This is a genomic window from Streptomyces sp. NPDC048002 (assembly GCF_040653275.1).
Taxonomy (GTDB): Bacteria; Actinomycetota; Actinomycetes; order Streptomycetales; family Streptomycetaceae; genus Streptomyces.
On the sequence record NZ_JBEZNL010000024.1, the window covers coordinates 93,067 to 110,655 of the forward strand.

Sequence of the window (17,589 nt, forward strand, 5' to 3'; positions counted from 1 at the left end):
CGCGCCGAGTGCGGCGCGTCGAACGCTCCATCGTAAGGACCGCGGAGCCGTCGCACGACCGGCGCGGCCCCGAGAAGCTTCTACAGTGCTGTAGATTCATGCCGTACGCCGTCGTCGGATGCCGCCCCTTCACCGGTAAAGGCAGGTCCTCCATGTTCGGGCTGAGCGAACTCGCGATCATCCTGGTCGTCGTCATAGCCGTGCTCTGCGTGAAGAAGCTCCCCGACCTGACCCGCTCGGCGGGCAAGTCGGCCCGCATCCTCAAGGCCGAGGCCAGGGCTCTGAAGGACCAGGACCCGCCCACCGAGCCCCGGGTCGTCCGGGGCGAGACGGTGCAGCCGGGGGACGAGGACCCGCGGAGCCCGCAGAACCGGGTCTGATGTCGGCGTGATCGCGCCCGGCCGCCCCGGGCTCACCCAAGGAAGCTGAGCCGTACCTGGCGGTTCGGGTTGTCGCGGTTGGTGTCGACCAGGCAGACCGACTGCCAGGTGCCCAGTTCCAGGCGGCCGTTCAGCACCGGCAGCGTCGCGTGCGGGGGAACGAGGGCGGGCAGGACGTGGTCGCGGCCGTGGCCGGGGCTGCCGTGGCGGTGCTGCCAGCGGTCGTCGGCCGGGAGCAGGGTGTGCAGGGCCGTCAGGAGGTCGTCGTCGCTGCCGGCGCCCGTCTCGATGACGGCGATACCGGCGGTGGCGTGCGGGACGAAGACGTTCAGCAGGCCGTCGCGGCCCGCGGCCGCCTCCCGCAGGAACGCCTCGCAGTCGTGGGTGAGGTCGACGACCGTCTCCTTCGAGCCGGAGGCGACGGTGAGGACTCGGGTGGTGAAGGCGTCTGGCATGGCGTCCATCCTCCCGCATCCGGACGGCACCGGGCGTCCTGCCGCGCCCGAGTGTGACACGGGCATGAAGTTCCCCCGACCCCCGTTGACCAGCGCGGTCGCCGCTCACTACGGTCGGCCGCATGTTGCTGTCAGCCCTGCTCACCACGCGCGGTCACATCGACCTGCTGCGGGTGGCCTCCGCCGCGTGTCGCCGCGGCCGCTGACGCCCTTCCCCGCATTCTCCCCACCGCCTCGGCCTGCCCTTTCCGCGCCGACGGCGGGGCGTTCACCTCCCCATTTCGGCCGCTCCCCGCCCCGTGGAGCACTCAGTGGACCACTCAGTGGAGCACTCATGAGCACCAGTCATGCCCCGCCCAGCCCTTCCGTGGCGGACGTGTCCCGCGAGTCGGGTGCCGAACAGGCGCCCCCCGCGCCCGAACTCGTCCCGCTCCTGCCCGCCTCCGTACGGCGCACCCGCGTGCCCCGATGGCTGCGCCGCACCACCGGCCCCCTGCTCCTGCTGGCGCTGTGGCAACTGCTGAGCGCCACCGGCGCCCTCGCCCCCGACGTGCTCGCCTCGCCCGGCCGCATCGCCGACGTGGCAGGGGAGCTGATCGGCGACGGCTCCCTCACCTCCGCCATGGTGACCTCGCTCCGGCGGGTCGCCGGCGGGCTGCTGCTGGGCACCGTCGTCGGCACCGGACTCGCCCTGGTCTCGGGGCTGTTCAGGGTCGGCGAGGACCTCGTGGACGCGCCGGTGCAGATGCTGCGGACCGTGCCGTTCGTGGGGCTCATCCCCCTGTTCATCATCTGGTTCGGGATCGGTGAGGCGCCCAAGATCGCCATCATCACCCTCGGCGTCACCTTCCCGCTCTACCTCAACGTGTACGCCGGAATCCGCGGCGTGGACGCCCAGTTGATCGAGGCCGGCGAGTCGCTCGGGCTCTCCCGCTGGGGTCTGGTCCGGCATGTCGTGCTGCCGGGAGCGCTGCCCGGCGCCCTGACCGGACTGCGCTACTCGCTGGGCATCGCCTGGCTCGCCCTGGTCTTCGCCGAACAGGTCAACGCGGACTCCGGGATCGGGTTCCTGATGGTGCGGGCGCGGGACTTCCTGCGCACCGACGTGATCGTCGTCTGCCTCATCGTCTACGCCTTCCTCGGCCTCCTCGCCGACCTCGTCGTCCGTACCCTGGAAAGGCTGCTGCTGCAATGGCGACCGACGTTCACCGGCCGGTGACCATCAAGGCCGCACAGGCCGTCCGGGTGGAGGGGCTGACCCGTTCCTTCGACGGGCGTCCCGTCATCGACAGGCTTCGACTCGACATCCAGCCGGGCGAGTTCGTCGCGCTGCTCGGCCGCAGCGGCTGCGGCAAGTCGACGCTGCTGCGCATCCTCGCCGGGCTGGACCGCGACATCGGAGGCACCGTGCTGGTGCCGCGCCGCAAGGCGGTCGCCTTCCAGGCACCCCGTCTGATGCCGTGGAAGCGGGTGTGGCGCAACGTCCTGCTCGGGCTGCCCGGCAAGCCGGAGCGCGCGCTCGCCGAACGGGCCCTGGAGGAGGTCGGCCTCGGCCACCGCGCGACCGCCTGGCCCAAGACCCTCTCCGGCGGCGAGGCCCAACGCGCCTCCCTGGCGCGGGCCTTGGTGCGCGAACCCGATCTGCTGCTGCTCGACGAGCCGTTCGGCGCGCTCGACGCACTGACCCGTATCACGGCGCAGCGGCTCGTCGGAGAGCTGTGGCAGCGCCGCGGCTGCGCCGTGCTGCTGGTCACGCACGACGTCGAGGAGGCGGTCCTGCTCGCCGACCGGGTGCTGATCATGGACGGCGGGATCATCGCCCACGAGCAGCGCGTCGACCTCGACCGGCCGCGGAACATCACCGACCCCCGCTTCTCCGCGCTCCGCGCCGGGCTCCTCCGGCACCTCGGCGCACAGGCCGACTGAAACCCCCTCCCCGAGAACGGAACCACCATGCGACGACGCCTCGCCCCCGCCGCTCTGCTCCTCCCGCTCGCCCTGCTGCTGACCGCCTGCGGCGGGAACCCGGCCGCCTCGACCTCCACGGACACCGACGGCCAGGGCTCGCTCACGCTCAACGTCGGTGACCAGAAGGGAGGTTCGGAGGCCATCCTGCGCGCCGCCGGAGAGCTGAAGGGTCTCGACTACAAGATCAAGTGGTCCACCTTCAGCTCCGGTCCGCCGCTGCTGGAGGCCGTCAACGCCGGAGCGGTGGACATCGGCGGCGTCGGCAACACCCCGCCCGTGTTCGCCGCGGGCGCCGGTTCGAAGATCAAGGTGGTGGCCGCCTTCCACGGCACCTCCGAGGGCGACGCGATCCTCGTGCCGAACGACTCGAAGCTCTCGGGGCCCGAGCAGCTCAAGGGGCGTTCGGTGGCGGTGGCCCAGGGGTCGTCCGCCCACTACCAACTGACCGCCTCGCTGAAGGCTGCCGGGCTCAGCCTGGCCGACATCGACGTGAAGTACCTCCAGCCGGCGGACGCGCTCGCCGCGTTCACCTCGGGCAAGGTCGACGCCTGGGCCGTGTGGGACCCGTACACCTCGCAGGTGCTCCAAGCCGGGCAGGGGCGGATCCTGACGACCGGCGACGGCATCACCAATGGTCTGTCCTTCCAGGTGGCGGCCCCCGCGGCGCTCGACGACAGGAAGAAGGCGGCGGCCGTCGAGGACTACCTGGAGCGGCTGCGCCGGGCCACGGAGTGGGTCCACGGCCATCAGAAGGAGTGGGCGGAGGTGTGGGCGAAGGACACGGGGCTGCCCTACGAGGTCGCGCTGGCGTCGGTGCGGCGGACCAACGCGACCCGGATCTCCGTCGCGGTCGACGAGCCGCTGGTCGCCTCCGAGCAGGAGATCGCCGACGCCTTCACCGAGCTGAAGCTGATCCCCCGCGAGGTGGACTTCGGCGACTTCGTCGACCAGCGGTACAACGGGGACCTGCCGCCCTCCACCACGGCGCCCCGCGCCTCGGAGGGCTCCTGACCCGAGGGCGGCCGAGCGCCCCGGGAAGATCCCCGGCGCCGGCACCGTTGGGGGAAGCGTGAACCACACCGAGGCAGTCGTCATAGGCGCCGGGCAGGCAGGGCTGGCCGGCGCCTATCACCTGCGGCGCACCGGGTTCGAGCCGGGCCGCGACTTCGTCGTCCTGGACCACTCCCCCGGTCCGGGCGGCGCCTGGCAGTTCCGCTGGCCCTCGCTGACGTACGGCAAGGTGCACGGCATGCACGCGCTGCCCGGGATGGAGCTGACCGGCGCCGATCCCGAGCGGCCGTCCGCCGAGGTGATCGCCGAGTACTTCGCGGCGTACGAGCGCGCCTTCGACCTGCGGGTCCGGCGGCCCGTGCACGTCCGGGCGGTGCGTGAGGGGGAGGGCGGGCGGCTGCTCGTGGAGACCTCGGCCGGCGACTGGTCGACGCGCGCTCTGATCAACGCCACGGGCACCTGGGACCGGCCGTTCTGGCCCCGCTACCCCGGCCAGGAGACGTTCCGCGGGCGGCAGTTGCACACCGCCCGGTACGCGGGGCCGGAGGAGTTCGCCGGGCTCCGGGTCGTCGTCGTGGGCGGCGGCGCGTCCGGTACCCAGCATCTGCTCGAACTGGCCCCGTACGCGGCCGCGACCACCTGGGTCACCCGGCGGCCCCCGGTCTTCCGCGAGGGCCCGTTCGACGAGAGCGCCGGGCGCGCGGCGGTGGCGCTGGTGGAGGAGCGCGTGCGGCAGGGGCTGCCGCCGAGGAGTGTGGTCTCGGTGACCGGCCTGCCGCTGAACGACGCGATCCGGCAGGGCATCGCGGAGGGCGTGCTGGACCGGCGGCCCATGTTCGACCGGATCACCCCGGACGGGGTGGAGTGGGCTGACGGCCGGCGGGTGGACGCCGACGTCATCCTGTGGGCGACCGGGTTCCGGTCGGCCATCGACCATCTCGCTCCGCTCGGGCTGCGCGAACCCGGCGGCGGCATCAGGGTCGAGGGGACCCGGGCGGTGGCCGATCCGCGCGTCCACCTCGTCGGCTACGGTCCGTCGGCCAGCACCATCGGCGCCAACCGGGCGGGCCGCGCGGCCGTTCGGGACATCAGGCGGCTGCCGGCCGGGGAGCACCCGGTCGCCGCGTGATGTCCCGCCCGGTCACTTCGCCGAGGACGAGGGCGAAGGGGACGCGCTGCGCTGGTTCCGGTTGAACTCGGCGACGTTGCGCTGGTGCTCGGCGTAGTCGGCGGTGAAGCGGGTGTCCCCCGGCTTGACGGTGACGAAGTACAGCCAGTCCCCCGGGGTGGGCGCGATGGCGGCCCGCACGGCGTCCTCGCCGGGGTTGTCGATGGGGGTCGGCGGCAGCCCCATGCGCTGGTACGAGTTGTAGGGGCTGTCGATCCTGGTGTCGGCCTGGGTGGTCTTCAGGGTCGAGCGGTTGAGGGCGTAGTTGAGGGTGGAGTCCATCTGGAGCGGCATACCGCGCTCCAGGCGGTTGAAGACGACCCGCGCCACCTTGCCCATGTCGGTCCTGGTGGCCGCCTCGGCCTGGACGATGCTCGCGATGGTGACCGCCTGGTAGACGTTCATCGCGTTGCGCTGGGCGCCCGCGGCGATCGGTGCGCCGTTGAACTTCTTGTTGGCGGTGTCGACCATGGCCGACAGCAGCGAATCGGGGGTCGCCTTCCTGCCGTTCTGCTCCAGCGGGTAGGTCGCGGGGAAGAGATAGCCCTCGGGGTTGCCGTCGGCGTCCTCGGGCAGCTTCAGGTCCACCTTGGCCGCGGCCTTCTTGGTGGTGCCCGCGGGCAGGGCGAGGGACTTGTCGACGGCCTCGTAGACCTGGCCGGAGCGCCAGCCCTCGGGGACGACCAGGGTGGTGGGCTTCTTCTCGCCCTCCTCGCCCCAGGTCAGCAGCGGCACCGCCACGGCGGTGCCCGCCACGACGGCCCCGGTCGCGATGAGGACGAGTCGGCCCCGGCGGGTCAGACGAATCGTGCTCCGTGACGGAGTGTTCATATGCATGCGGGCACGGTAACCCCTTAAAGCTTATAAACCCGACATATCCTCATCCTGTCGGCTCCAGTTGGGCGTCACGGCGGACCAGTGCCGCGTACCGCCCGTCCCGCGCCAGCAGTTCCTCGTGGGTCCCGCGCTCCACGGCCCGTCCGGAGTCCAGGACCACGATCTGGTCGGCGCCCCGGACCGTGGAGAGCCGGTGCGCGATGGTCAGCGTGGTGCGATCGGCGGACAGCGCGTCGATGGCCTCCTGCACCGCGTGCTCGGTACGGGTGTCCAGGGCGCTGGTCGCTTCGTCGAGGACGAGCACGGGCGGATCGCGCAGGATGGTACGGGCGATGGCCAGGCGCTGCTTCTCCCCGCCGGAGAAGCGGTGGCCGCGCTCGCCGACCACCGTGTCGTACCCGTCGGGCAGGGCGGCGATGTGGTCGTGGATCTGCGCCGCCCGCGCCGCCTCGTGGAGTTCCTCGTCGGTGGCGTCCGGCTTGGCGAAGCGCAGGTTCTCGGCGACCGAGGCGTGGAAGAGGTACGTCTCCTGCGAGACGACGCCGACCGCGCGGGCCAGGGTGTCGAAGTCGAGGTCGCGCACGTCGACGCCGTCCAGGGTGACCCGGCCGCCGGTGACGTCGTAGAGCCGCGGGACCAGGTGGCCGAGGGTGGACTTGCCGGCGCCGGTCGGGCCGACGACGGCGAGGGAGCCGCCCGCGGGGACGGTGATGTCGACGCCGTCGAGGATGGCGGCGCCCTTGCCGTCGTAGCGGAACTCGACGTTCTCGAAGCGGACCTCGCCCTTGATCCGGTCGAGGTGGACCGCGTCCTCGGACTCGGTGATGTCGACGGGCAGGTCGAGGTACTCGAAGATGCGCTGGAAGAGCGCGAGCGAGGCCTGGATCTGGACACCGGTGCCGAGCAGGCTCACGGCGGGCCGGAACAGGCCCTGCTGGAGGGAGACGAAGGCGACGACGGTGCCGATGGAGACCTGGGGGCCGCCGACCTGCAGGGCCAGTCCGGCGGTCCAGTAGATGACGGCGGGCATCGCGGCCATCACGACGGTGATCACGGCCATGCGCCAGCGGCCCGCCATGTTCGAGCGCACCTCAAGATCGACCAGGCCCTCGGACTCGGCGGCGAAGGACCGGGTGAGCGAGTCGGAGCGGCCCATCGTGCGGCCGAGCAGGATGCCGCTGACGGAGAGCGACTCGGTGACCGTGGCGGCCATCGCGGCCATCTGCTTCTGGCGCTGGGTGGTGATCTTCTTGCGCTCGTTGCCGACCCGGCGGCTGATCCACACGAACACCGGGAGCAGCAGCAGGGACACCGTGGTCAGCCGCCAGTCCAGGGCGAGCATCGCGATGATCGTGGCGACCACGCTGGTGAAGTTGGCGACCAGGGAGGTGGCGGTGGAGGTGACGGTGGCCTGCATGCCGCCGATGTCGTTGGCGATGCGGGACTGCACCTCGCCGGTGCGGGTCCGGGTGAAGAAGGCCAGCGACATGCTCTGGAGGCGGCCGTAGACGGCGGTGCGCAGGTCGTGCATGACGCGCTGGCCGACGGTGGTGGAGATGAGGGTCTGGAGGACGCCGAAGACGCTGGTGAGGACGGCGCCGACGATCATGCCGAGGGCGAGCAGGCTGAGCAGCCCGGTGCGGCCCTCGGGAATGGCGACGTCGAGGATCGCCTTCAGCAGGAAGGGGGTGGAGACGGACACCAGTGAGGCGGCGCCGACCAGGAGTCCCACGAGGGCGAGTCGCCCTCGGTAGGGACGGAACAGGCGCAGGATGCGGCGCACCTGCCGGGGTTGCTCCGCGGCATCGGCCGGCGGTGTCCAGGCGGGTTCTCGATCGGGGCGCATGGGCTCCTTCGGAGGGGCGAGGAAGTGACTTACGGAGCTTAGCTAATTGTTACCTATACTCACAATGAATGGGGTCCTGATATTGTTCCCCGCATGACCAGCCCCGATCCCGACGGTTCACTCGCCGAGCGGCTGCTGCGGTTCACCCGTCGCGCGCACCGCATCCAGAAGCGGTACATCGAGCAGTCCGGCCTGGGCGTCACCCCGGCGCAGTCCCGGCTGCTGCGCACCCTCGCGCACTGCCCCGCGCCGCCCCGGATGGCCGACCTCGCCGAGCGGCTGGAGGTCGTCCCGCGCGCCGTGACGTCCCTGGTCGACGGGCTGGAGGTTAGCGGCAAGGTGCGCCGGGTGCCCGATCCGTCGAACCGGCGGGTGATCCGCATCGAGCTGACCGAGGCGGGGCGCACGGCGCTGGGCGAGCTGCGCGCGGCGCGCCGGTCCGCGGCGGAGGAGATCCTGGCGCCGCTCACCGCCGCAGAGCGCGAGGTGCTGGGCGGGCTGCTGGACACCCTGGCCGACGACGGGCGGGGGCGCTGAGGCGGGACGCCGGGGGGGGTGGGGCGCTGAGGCCGGGGGGGCCGGGGAGTGAGGCGCTGAGGCCGGGGGCTGGGGCGGGGCCGGGGCCTCGGGCGCTGGGGACCGGGCGATTGGTGCCGGGGTACGCCCGCGGCCACCCCTCCGGCATACCGGAGCGACGGCCGCGAGGCGCGCCTGGGTCCGGGTCAGCAGTACCGGCGGTCCTCGGTCAGCACCCCCTGCTCGGTCGCGACGGAGCGGTCGTGGCAGCCGCCGGGCACTTGCGAGCCGTACAGCCGGTGGCGCTCCCGGGAGGTACCGACCGCGCGGCGCTGGCCCCGAGGCACGTTCACGGTCCAGGTCGCGTCGCCCTCGTAGCGGTCACCGAGCAGGGACCGGGCGATCCGCCTTCGACCGCGCTCGGTGACGGCCGCCGACCGGTCCCCGAGCACCAGCACCGTGCGCGCAGCCGGTCGTCCGCGCCGAGGGTGGTGCCGTCCATGGTGTACGTCCTCCTCATTCATGGCCGTGTTCTACGGGGCCGGGCCGAGCGGCGCAACGGGGCCTCGGTGATCAGGGCGGCGGACCTCGGCCACCGGCGCAACAGAGGCTCGGTGATCAGGGCGGTGGACCTCGGCCACCGGCGCGACAGAGCCTCGGTGAAGGGCGCGACTGTGCCCCGGCGCGGGACCGCCGGCTTCGTCGGCGCGGGGCGGGCGGGCCGGGCGGAACCGGTGGGTCCGGTGCGACGCGCGAGGGCAGCCGAATCGTTTCCCCCTAAGGGGAAAACCGCTTGCCACCGACCACGCTGCGACGCGAACCTGTCACGGTTTGCTGCCTCCGCCCACGGGGGCTCCCGCTTTCCACCCGCCGACCGAGCCCCTGGGACGTCATGCAGATTCAAGACCTTCCGTTTCCCGACCCGGGCGTCCCGGACGCCCGCTCGGGGCCCCGCTTCCTGTGGTGGCTCTTCCGGAACCAAGTCGGCGGCCAGTTCAAGGCACTGGCCTGGGGCCTGCTGCACTTCGCGTCCGTCGCCTCCCTGCCCTTCTGTGTCGGCATGGCCATCCAGGCCGTCGTGGACCGCTCCGGCGGCCGCCTCGCCCTCGCGGGCGGCCTGCTGGCACTCGCCTGCGCCGGCAACGCCCTCGGCGACACCTTCCTGCACCGCACCGCCGTCACCAACTGGATCACCGCCGCGGCCCGGGTGCAGCAACTCCTCGCACGCAAGGCCGCCCTCCTCGGCTCCGCGCTGACCCGGCGGGTCGCGGCCGGCGAGGTCGTCGCCGTCTCCACCGGTGACGTCGAGAAGATCGGCTGGTTCGTCGAGGCCGTCTCCCGGTTCACCGCGGCCGCGGTCACGATCGTGCTGGTCTGCGTGGGCCTGGTCCTCTACCAGCCCGCCCTCGGCGTGGTCGTCGCGGTCGGTCTGCCGGTCCTCGCCCTGGCGGTGCTGCCGCTGCTGCCCCGGGCCACCCGGCGCGCCGACTTCCAGCGCGAGAAGGCCGGGCGCGCCACGGAACTGGCCTCCGACACCGTCGCCGGGCTGCGGGTGCTGCGCGGCATCGGCGGCGAGGAACTCTTCCTCGACCGCTACCGCCGCGCCTCCCAGGAGGTCCGGCACGCCGCCGTGCGCAGCGCCCGGATGTGGTCGCTGATCGCCGCGATCCAGGTGCTGCTGCCGGGCCTGCTGCTGATCACCGTCGTCTGGTACGGGGTCCACCTCGCCCGCGAGGGCCGGATCGCCGTCGGTGAACTGGTCACCGCCTACAGCTCGATCATGCTGCTCACCTACCCGTTGCGGCACTTCGAGGAGATCGCGATGGCGTACTCCTTCTCGCGCCCCTCGGCCCGGCGGGCGGCGGGGGTGCTGGCGCTGGAGCGGGCCACCGACAGCGGGGGCTCCCGCGCGGCGGAACCGCCGTCCGGTGACCTGTACGACCCGGCCACCGGACTGCTCGCGCCCGCGGGCCGGTTCACAGCCGTCGTGTGCGGCGACCCGGACGCGGCCGGACGGCTGGCGGAACGGCTCGGCGGACATCCCTCGGAGTCCGGCACCGCGGTCCGGCTCGGCGGAGTGCCCCTGGACGAACTGCCGCTGGACACGGCGCGCACCGCCGTCCTCGTCCAGGACAAGGACCCCGTCCTGCTGTCCGGCACCCTGCGCGAGCTGCTCGACGTGCCCCGCTCGGGTGCCGTCGAACCGTCCGAGGCGCTGACGGCGGCCCAGTGCGAGGACGTACTGGCCGCCCTGGCGCAGGCCTCGCTCGACGCGCCGGACCCCATGGACGCGCTCATCACCGAACGCGGCCGTTCCCTCTCCGGCGGCCAGCGCCAGCGGCTGGCCCTGGCCCGCTCGCTGGTCACGGACCCGGAGGTGCTCGTCCTGGACGAGCCCACCTCCGCCGTCGACTCCCACACCGAGGCCCGGATCGCCGGCGGTCTGCGGGAGTTGCGCGCCGGACGCACCACCGTGGTGTTCACCTCCTCCCCGCTGCTGCTGGACCGGGCCGACCGCGTCGTCCTGGTCCACGAGGGCGAGGTCACGGCGGTCGGCGTGCACCGGGAGCTGCTGCACAAGGAGCCCCTGTACCGCGCCGTCGTCACCCGGGAGACGGACGAGGAGGCGGAGGCGGCACAGGCCGTGGAGGCGGCGCACGCCGTGGAGGCGGGTCGGGCGGACCTGCGGGACGCCGCGCCCCTGGTCGGCGGTTCCCGGCTGAAGGCACTGGAAGAGATCGAGGAGAGCGCATGATCGGCGTGGCGCCACCGGCCTACGACCCCGCGGCCCCGACGGCGGCCAACACCCTGCCCGTCGGCGCCCCGGCCACCGTACGCGCCTACGTGACCGAACTGTTCCGCCGGCACCGCCGGGCCTTCCTGGTCCTGGTCGCCGTCAACACCGCTGCCGTCATGGCCTCCATGGCGGGCCCGTGGCTGCTCGGCGACCTGGTCGAGCGGGTGTCGGTGAACGCGACGGAACTCCGCCTGGAGGTCACCGTCCCGCTGTTCGTCGTCGCGCTCGTCGTCCAGGCCGTGTTCGTGCGGGAGGTGCGGCTGCGCGGGGCGATACTCGGCGAGCGGATGCTGGCGGACCTCCGCGAGGACTTCCTGGTCCGGTCCGTCGGGCTGCCGCCCGGCGTGCTGGAGCGCGCGGGGACCGGCGATCTGCTGTCCCGGATCACCACCGACATCGACCGGCTCGCCAACGCCATGCGCGAGGCCGTGCCCCAGCTGGCCATCGGCGTGGTGTGGGCGGCTCTGCTGCTGGGCGGACTGGTCATCACCGCACCGCCGCTGGGCGCCGCGGTGCTGGTCGCCGTTCCGCTGCTGGTCGTCGGCTGCCGCTGGTACTTCCGGCGGGCGCCCGACGCCTACCGCTCCGAGTCCGCGGGGTACGCCGCCGTGGCCGCCGCGCTCGCCGAGACCGTGGACGCCGGCCGGACCGTCGAGGCGCACCGCCTCGGCGAGCGCCGGATCGAGCTGTCCAAGCAGCGCGTCCAGGAGTGGACGGCCTGGGAGCGGTACACGCTGTGGCTGCGCTCGGTGCTCTTCCCGGTCATCAACATCACCCACGTCACCGTGCTGGGCTCGGTCCTGATGCTCGGCGGGGTCTTCGTCCTCCAGGGCTGGATCGACGTCGGCCAGCTCACCACGGGCGCGCTCATCGCCCAGATGCTCGTCGACCCGGTGGGCCTGATCCTGCGCTGGTACGACGAGCTCCAGGTGGCACAGGTGTCGCTGGCCCGGCTGGTCGGCGTCCGCGACATCGAACCCGACGCCGGTGATCCCGGACTGTCCCCCGACGGCCGCGACGTGCACGCCGACCGGGTGCACTTCGGCTACGTCGACGGCGTGGACGTCCTGCGCCGGGTCTCCCTGGAGGTCGCCCCCGGCACCCGGCTGGCGCTGGTCGGCCCGTCCGGAGCCGGCAAGTCCACGCTGGGCAGACTGCTCGCCGGGATCTACGCGCCCCGGCAGGGTCGGATCGCCCTCGGCGGAGCCGAGCTGTCCCGGATGCCCGCCGAGCGGGTCCGTGAGCACGTGGCGCTCGTCAACCAGGAGCACCACGTCTTCGTGGGCTCCCTGCGCGACAACCTGCTGCTCGCCCTCCCCCACTCCCGGCTCCCGTCGGGCGAGGGGGCGGCCGGGGACGCCGCCGACGGGGAACTGTGGGCGGCGCTCGCGGCGGTCGACGCGGACGGCTGGGCCCGCGCCCTCGACGAGGGCCTGGACACCGAGGTCGGCTCGGGCGGCTTCGCGCTGACCCCGGCGCAGGCGCAGCAGATCGCGCTGGCCCGGCTGGTGCTGGCCGACCCGCACACGCTGGTCCTGGACGAGGCGACGTCCCTGCTCGACCCGAGGGCGGCCCGCCATCTGGAGCGCTCGCTGGCCCGCGTCCTGGACGGCCGGACGGTGGTCGCCATCGCCCACCGTCTGCACACCGCCCACGACGCCGACGTCATCGCCGTCGTCGAGAACGGCCGCATCAGCGAGCTGGGCAGCCACGACGAACTGGTCGCGGCGGGGGGCGCCTACGCGGCCCTGTGGCGGTCCTGGCACGGGTGAGGCGGCGCGGCCGAACCACCGGGGTACCGACTCCGGGTCGGGCTCCGGGTCCGGCTCCGGTCCTCCGGCCGGTGTCCCCGTCGGAACCGGTGCCCTCCTCGGCACCGGTGCCGGAGTCGGAACCGGTGCCGGAGTCGGAACCGGCGGCCTGACGGAGGGCCCGACCGGGGCCGGCACCGGATTCCGGTCCGGCGGCCCGGCCACGGGCGCGCCCGGCACCGCGGCCCGATCCGGGCCCGGCGGCCCGACCGGGGGCCCGCCGGGGGTGGGCCCCCGGGGCGGGGTCGTGGGGCGCGGGACGAGCGCGGTGGGCTCGGGGGCACGCGCCCGGTCGGGGCCCGGTGCCGTGGCCGGGACGCGTGCGTGGAGGGGTGTTCGCATCGGCGTCGGATCGCCGGGGCGGGTGCGTGGCGTTGCGCGGGGGTCAAAAGGGGTGGAAGGCTGGATATCGGCACCGGTTCGGGGAGCGCCGGGGAAGCCTGCCGCACGTGCCGGGCGCAGCCCGCGTCCCGCGCACCGGCCCGTCGTCGATCGCGGAGTCGACGGGCTCGTCCCCACCACCAGGAGGTACCCGTGAACAGCGCCGACGGATGGGGTGACGACGTCTACCAGCCCGACGCCTCCGAGGTCCAGGACGACGCGGGTCTGCTCGACGCCGAGGACACCCTGGACAACGACGGCGTCGGCGACCCTCTCGACCGCGGCTGGTCCCCGCCGGAGCGCCCCTGGGCGGTCGAGCGCGACGATGTGACGGCCGCCGAGCGGAGCCGGGGCGAGACCCTGGACCAGCGGCTCGCCGAGGAGGTGCCCGACCTCGACACCCCCGACGGCGACGGCCTCGGCGACTGCGCGGGCACCGACGGCGAGCTCCTGGACAACGAGGTCGGCGCCGTGCGCTCCGGTCGCCTCGTCGCGCCCGACGAGGGCGCGCACGAGGACGAGGAGAGCGCGCTGGTCGCCACGGACGTGGGGATCGACGGCGCCGCCGCCTCGGCCGAGGAGGCCGCCATGCACATCGTCGACGAGGACGCCCTGTCCGGCTGAGCCCGCCCCCGCCGCGACCGCCCCCGAGGAGCCTTCATGCAGCAGGACAAGCACCCCGACTACCACGAGGTCGTCTTCCGGGACCGCGCCGCCGGTTTCGCCTTCCTCACCCGGTCCACCGCCGGCAGCGGCGAGACCATCGAGTGGGACGACGGCGAGACCTACCCGGTCGTCGACGTGGAGATCTCCTCGGAGAGTCACCCGTTCTACACCGGCAAGGCGCGCACGGTGGACTCGGAGGGCCGCGTCGCCCGCTTCGAGCGCCGCTACGGCGCGGACGACGCCTGAACCGGCGGACGGCGCCCGGCCCCGGGACGCGGAGGGCCCGCTCAGATGAAGTTGAGCGCCGCCGCGCAGCCCACACCGCCGAGCAGCATGAAGACCGGCATCAGCACCTTCAGCTCGACCCAGCTGCCCGCCCGGAACCGCATCGCCTTCGGCGGGCCGATCGGGTACCAGCGCTTGCGGCCGACGGGGATCGGCCACAGGATCGGGCAGCCCGAGACGGTCAGCGCGTCCCCGATGTCGTGCACCAGCGCCCCCAGCACGACCGGCAGCCCCAGCCACAGGTACTCCTGGCCCGGCTGTGTGAACAGCCAGTCCGCGCCGTTGCCGGGCTTGTCCAGGACGCCCGCCAGGATCCAGGCGCTGGTCGCCGCGAGCAGCCAGACCAGGACATCGCTGCTGGAGCCGCGCGTCGCCCGCCACAGCAGGCCCTCGATGGCCAGCACCATGTGGGCGAAGAGGATGCCGAGCACCGCCCAGCGGCCCCCGGTGATCGCCAGGACGGAGGCGCCGCCGCCGATCAGCACGGCCCACAGCCAGGTGTGCGTCAGGGTGCGGTGCCCCCCGGTGCGGCGCGCGTCGCCCGGCTTCCTGGTGGCCTTGTAGACGGCGTAGGAGAGCTTGTCGACGATCTCGCAGAGCCACCGGGACAGCGGCCCGAAGGCGCGGGAGATGGTGGCGGCCTTGTGGTCGAGGTCCGGCGCCAGGGCTGCCCCGGCGCAGATCAGGGCGCCGACCAGGACGACGGGCCAGGGCATCGGGCGTCCGGCAGCGGCGGCGGCCGCCCCGACGCCCAGCCAGGCCGCAGCGCCCGACAGTGAGTGTGCTGGTCCCATCATGGCCGTTGCCCGCCCCATTCCTCGTGTGCCGCTGTCCAGTTGACCCGGTGCGCCGACGCGTTGCCGGCGACACAGCGTAGCGTTCGCGATCTTCGTCCCGGCAGCCGATTCCCCTGTGGGCCTGGACGCCAGGCAAGATGGGTGGGTGACCCTCATCGATCAGCTGCCGCCGACCGCAGACCCCGACGCCCTCTACGAAGCCTTCGAGTCGTGGGCGGAGGAGCGCGGTCTGACGCTCTACCCCCACCAGGAGGAGGCGCTGATCGAGGTGGTCTCCGGGGCGAACGTGATCGTGTCGACGCCCACCGGCTCCGGCAAGAGCATGATCGCCGCGGGGGCCCACTTCGCGGCGCTCGCCCGTGACGAGGTCACCTTCTACACCGCTCCGATCAAGGCGCTGGTGTCGGAGAAGTTCTTCGAGCTGTGCAAACTCTTCGGCACCGAGAACGTCGGCATGCTGACCGGTGACGCGTCCGTCAACGCCGACGCGCCCGTGATCTGCTGCACCGCCGAGGTCCTCGCCTCGATCGCGCTGCGCGACGGCAGGAACGCCGACGTCGGCCAGGTCGTCATGGACGAGTTCCACTTCTACGCGGAGGGCGACCGCGGCTGGGCCTGGCAGATCCCCATTCTCGAACTGCCCCAGGCGCAGTTCGTCCTGATGTCGGCCACGCTCGGCGACGTCTCGATGTTCGAGGGCGACCTCACCCGGCGCACCGGCCGCCCCACGGCCGTCGTCCGCTCGGCGACCCGCCCGGTGCCGCTCTCCTACGAGTACAAGCTCACCCCGCTCACCGAGACGCTGACCGAACTGCTGGAGACCAAGCAGGCGCCGGTCTACATCGTGCACTTCACCCAGGCGCAGGCCGTGGAGCGGGCGCAGGCGCTGATGAGCATCAACATGTGCTCGCGCGAGGAGAAGGACCGGATCGCCGAGCTGATCGGCAACTTCCGCTTCACCACCAAGTTCGGCCGCAACCTCTCCCGTTACGTCCGCCACGGCATCGGCGTCCATCACGCGGGCATGCTGCCCAAGTACCGCCGCCTCGTGGAGAAGCTCGCGCAGGCCGGTCTGCTGAAGGTCATCTGCGGCACGGACACCCTCGGCGTGGGCGTCAACGTGCCCATCCGCACGGTGCTGTTCACGGCGCTCACGAAGTACGACGGCAGCCGGGTCCGCACCCTGCGCGCCCGGGAGTTCCACCAGATCGCGGGACGGGCCGGGCGGGCCGGGTTCGACACGGCGGGGTTCGTCGTCGCCCAGGCCCCCGAGCACGTCGTCGAGAACGAGAAGGCGCTCGCCAAGGCCGGGGACGACCCGAAGAAGCGCCGCAAGGTGGTCCGGAAGAAGGCGCCCGAGGGGTTCGTCGCGTGGACGGAGAACACCTTCGACAAGCTCATCACCTCCGACCCGGAGCCGCTGACGTCCCGTTTCCGGGTGACGCACACGATGCTGCTGTCGGTGATCGCCCGGCCCGGCAACGCCTTCGAGGCGATGCGGCACCTGCTGGAGGACAACCACGAGCCGCGCAAGCAGCAGTTGCGGCACATCCGGCGCGCCATCGCCATCTACCGCTCGCTCCTGGACGGCGGCATCGTCGAGAAGCTCGACCAGCCGGACGCCGAGGGCCGCATCGTCCGCCTCACCGTCGACCTTCAGCAGGACTTCGCCCTGAACCAGCCGCTGTCGACGTTCGCGCTGGCCGCGTTCGAACTGCTGGAGCCGGAGTCGCCGTCCTACGCCCTGGACATGGTGTCCGTGGTGGAGTCGACCCTCGACGACCCGCGCCAGATCCTCGTCGCCCAGCTGAACAAGGCCAAGGGCGAGGCCGTCGCCGCCATGAAGGCCGACGGCGTGGAGTACGAGGAGCGCATGGAGCGCCTCCAGGACATCACGTACCCCAAGCCCTTGGAGGAGCTGCTCTTCCACGCGTACGACACGTACCGCAAGAGCCACCCGTGGGTCGGTGACCATCCGCTGTCGCCGAAGTCCGTGATCCGGGACATGTACGAACGGGCCATGTCCTTCACGGAACTGGTCTCCTTCTACGAGCTGGCCCGCACCGAGGGCATCGTGCTGCGCTACCTGGCGAGCGCCTACAAGACGCTGGACCACAACATCCCGGACGACCTGAAGTCCGAGGACCTCCAGGATCTGATCGAGTGGCTGGGCGAGATGGTCCGCCAGGTCGACTCCAGTCTGCTGGACGAGTGGGAGCAGCTCGCCAACCCGGAGGAGATGACCGCCGAGGAGGCCCAGGAGAAGGCCGACGAGGTCAAGCCGGTCACCACCAACGCGCGCGCCTTCCGCGTCCTGGTCCGCAACGCGCTGTTCCGCCGTGTCGAGCTGGCCGCCCTGGACCAGGTCGGGGAGCTGGGCGAGATGGACGCCGAGGCCGGCTGGGACGCGGACGCCTGGGGCGAGGCGATGGACAAGTACTGGGACGAGTACGACGACCTGGGCACCGGACCCAACGCCCGCGGCCCGAAGCTCCTGGTGATCGAGGAGGAGCCGGCGAACCGGCTGTGGCGGGTGCGGCAGATCTTCGACGATCCGAACGGGGACCACGACTGGGGCATCAGCGCGGAGGTCGACCTCGCCGCCTCCGACGCGGAGGGCCGCGCGGTCGTCAGGGTCACCGACGTCGGCCAGCTGTGAACACAGGAGAAT

At 72.7% G+C, this 17,589-nt stretch carries 16 protein-coding genes and 1 pseudogene; 12 read left to right on the plus strand and 5 right to left on the minus strand.

The genetic code is table 11. From position 1 onward, the window contains the following. Nucleotides 1-152: 152 nt before the first annotated feature. A complete protein-coding gene (locus tag AB0E07_RS26250; RefSeq protein ID WP_362256929.1) occupies nt 153-380 on the plus strand; it encodes a twin-arginine translocase TatA/TatE family subunit in 228 nt (75 codons plus the stop codon). Nucleotides 381-412: 32 nt separating this feature from the next. Here the strand turns inward: AB0E07_RS26250 and AB0E07_RS26255 are convergent, their stop codons facing one another. Then, on the minus strand, nt 413-835 hold the full coding sequence (locus tag AB0E07_RS26255) for a secondary thiamine-phosphate synthase enzyme YjbQ (protein ID WP_362256932.1): 423 nt from the start codon (nt 833-835) through the stop codon (nt 413-415). A gap of 122 nt (nt 836-957) precedes the next feature. Here AB0E07_RS26255 and AB0E07_RS26260 point away from each other — a divergent pair, with 122 nt between their 5' ends. The 5 genes from AB0E07_RS26260 to AB0E07_RS26280 all read left to right on the plus strand — a co-directional run bounded on the left by AB0E07_RS26260 (nt 958) and on the right by AB0E07_RS26280 (nt 4,943). Next, nucleotides 958-1,041, plus strand: coding sequence for a putative leader peptide (locus AB0E07_RS26260; RefSeq protein ID WP_362257028.1), 84 nt, complete (start codon nt 958-960; stop codon nt 1,039-1,041). Between the two features lie 128 nt (nt 1,042-1,169). Next, entirely contained in the window at nt 1,170-2,054 is an 885-nt protein-coding gene (locus AB0E07_RS26265) for an ABC transporter permease (protein ID WP_362256934.1), read from the plus strand. Further along, nucleotides 2,027-2,761 carry an ABC transporter ATP-binding protein gene (locus AB0E07_RS26270; protein WP_362256938.1) on the plus strand — a complete coding sequence of 245 codons (735 nt, stop codon included), beginning with the start codon at nt 2,027-2,029 and terminating at the stop codon, nt 2,759-2,761. Before AB0E07_RS26265 ends, AB0E07_RS26270 begins: the two co-directional genes overlap by 28 nt. A gap of 27 nt (nt 2,762-2,788) precedes the next feature. Then, on the plus strand, nt 2,789-3,814 hold the full coding sequence (locus tag AB0E07_RS26275; protein WP_362256942.1) for an ABC transporter substrate-binding protein: 1,026 nt from the start codon (nt 2,789-2,791) through the stop codon (nt 3,812-3,814). 58 nt (nt 3,815-3,872) lie between these two features. Continuing rightward, nucleotides 3,873-4,943, plus strand: coding sequence for an NAD(P)-binding domain-containing protein (locus AB0E07_RS26280; protein WP_362256945.1), 1,071 nt, complete (start codon nt 3,873-3,875; stop codon nt 4,941-4,943). Between the two features lie 12 nt (nt 4,944-4,955). On the opposite strand, the gene mltG is transcribed toward AB0E07_RS26280, so the two are convergent. Together mltG and AB0E07_RS26290 are read right to left on the minus strand one after the other, a co-directional pair. After that, entirely contained in the window at nt 4,956-5,819 is an 864-nt protein-coding gene (gene mltG, locus AB0E07_RS26285) for an endolytic transglycosylase MltG (protein WP_362256948.1), read from the minus strand. Nucleotides 5,820-5,862: 43 nt separating this feature from the next. Further along, nucleotides 5,863-7,665, minus strand: coding sequence for an ABC transporter ATP-binding protein (locus AB0E07_RS26290; RefSeq protein ID WP_362256951.1), 1,803 nt, complete (start codon nt 7,663-7,665; stop codon nt 5,863-5,865). Nucleotides 7,666-7,758: 93 nt separating this feature from the next. Here AB0E07_RS26290 and AB0E07_RS26295 point away from each other — a divergent pair, with 93 nt between their 5' ends. After that, nucleotides 7,759-8,202 carry a MarR family transcriptional regulator gene (locus tag AB0E07_RS26295; RefSeq protein ID WP_362256954.1) on the plus strand — a complete coding sequence of 148 codons (444 nt, stop codon included), beginning with the start codon at nt 7,759-7,761 and terminating at the stop codon, nt 8,200-8,202. Nucleotides 8,203-8,387: 185 nt separating this feature from the next. Here AB0E07_RS26295 and AB0E07_RS26300 read toward each other — a convergent pair. After that, a pseudogene (locus tag AB0E07_RS26300) lies at nt 8,388-8,698 on the minus strand (peptide-N4-asparagine amidase); the annotation flags it as partial. A 375-nt stretch (nt 8,699-9,073) separates the two neighbouring features. Between AB0E07_RS26300 and AB0E07_RS26305 the strand changes: the two are divergent. The 4 genes from AB0E07_RS26305 to AB0E07_RS26320 all read left to right on the plus strand — a co-directional run bounded on the left by AB0E07_RS26305 (nt 9,074) and on the right by AB0E07_RS26320 (nt 14,082). Next, the gene (locus AB0E07_RS26305; protein ID WP_362256957.1) at nt 9,074-10,936 is read left to right on the plus strand and encodes an ABC transporter ATP-binding protein; all 1,863 of its coding nucleotides are present in this window, start codon (nt 9,074-9,076) and stop codon (nt 10,934-10,936) included. Beyond that, complete coding sequence (locus AB0E07_RS26310; protein ID WP_362256961.1) at nt 10,933-12,750, plus strand: ABC transporter ATP-binding protein; 1,818 nt, start codon at nt 10,933-10,935, stop codon at nt 12,748-12,750. The genes AB0E07_RS26305 and AB0E07_RS26310 overlap by 4 nt, the downstream gene beginning before the upstream one ends. A 573-nt stretch (nt 12,751-13,323) precedes the next feature. Further along, nucleotides 13,324-13,794, plus strand: coding sequence for a DUF5709 domain-containing protein (locus tag AB0E07_RS26315; protein WP_362256964.1), 471 nt, complete (start codon nt 13,324-13,326; stop codon nt 13,792-13,794). A gap of 36 nt (nt 13,795-13,830) precedes the next feature. Continuing rightward, nucleotides 13,831-14,082: a type B 50S ribosomal protein L31 gene (locus AB0E07_RS26320; RefSeq protein ID WP_362256967.1), complete on the plus strand. Its 252-nt coding sequence runs from the start codon at nt 13,831-13,833 to the stop codon at nt 14,080-14,082. Nucleotides 14,083-14,123: 41 nt separating this feature from the next. Here the strand turns inward: AB0E07_RS26320 and AB0E07_RS26325 are convergent, their stop codons facing one another. Then, nucleotides 14,124-14,918, minus strand: coding sequence for a metal-dependent hydrolase (locus tag AB0E07_RS26325; protein WP_362256970.1), 795 nt, complete (start codon nt 14,916-14,918; stop codon nt 14,124-14,126). A 145-nt stretch (nt 14,919-15,063) separates the two neighbouring features. Between AB0E07_RS26325 and AB0E07_RS26330 the strand changes: the two genes are divergently transcribed. Further along, nucleotides 15,064-17,577: a DUF3516 domain-containing protein gene (locus AB0E07_RS26330; protein ID WP_362256973.1), complete on the plus strand. Its 2,514-nt coding sequence runs from the start codon at nt 15,064-15,066 to the stop codon at nt 17,575-17,577. The last annotated feature ends 12 nt before the right edge of the window (nt 17,578-17,589 follow it).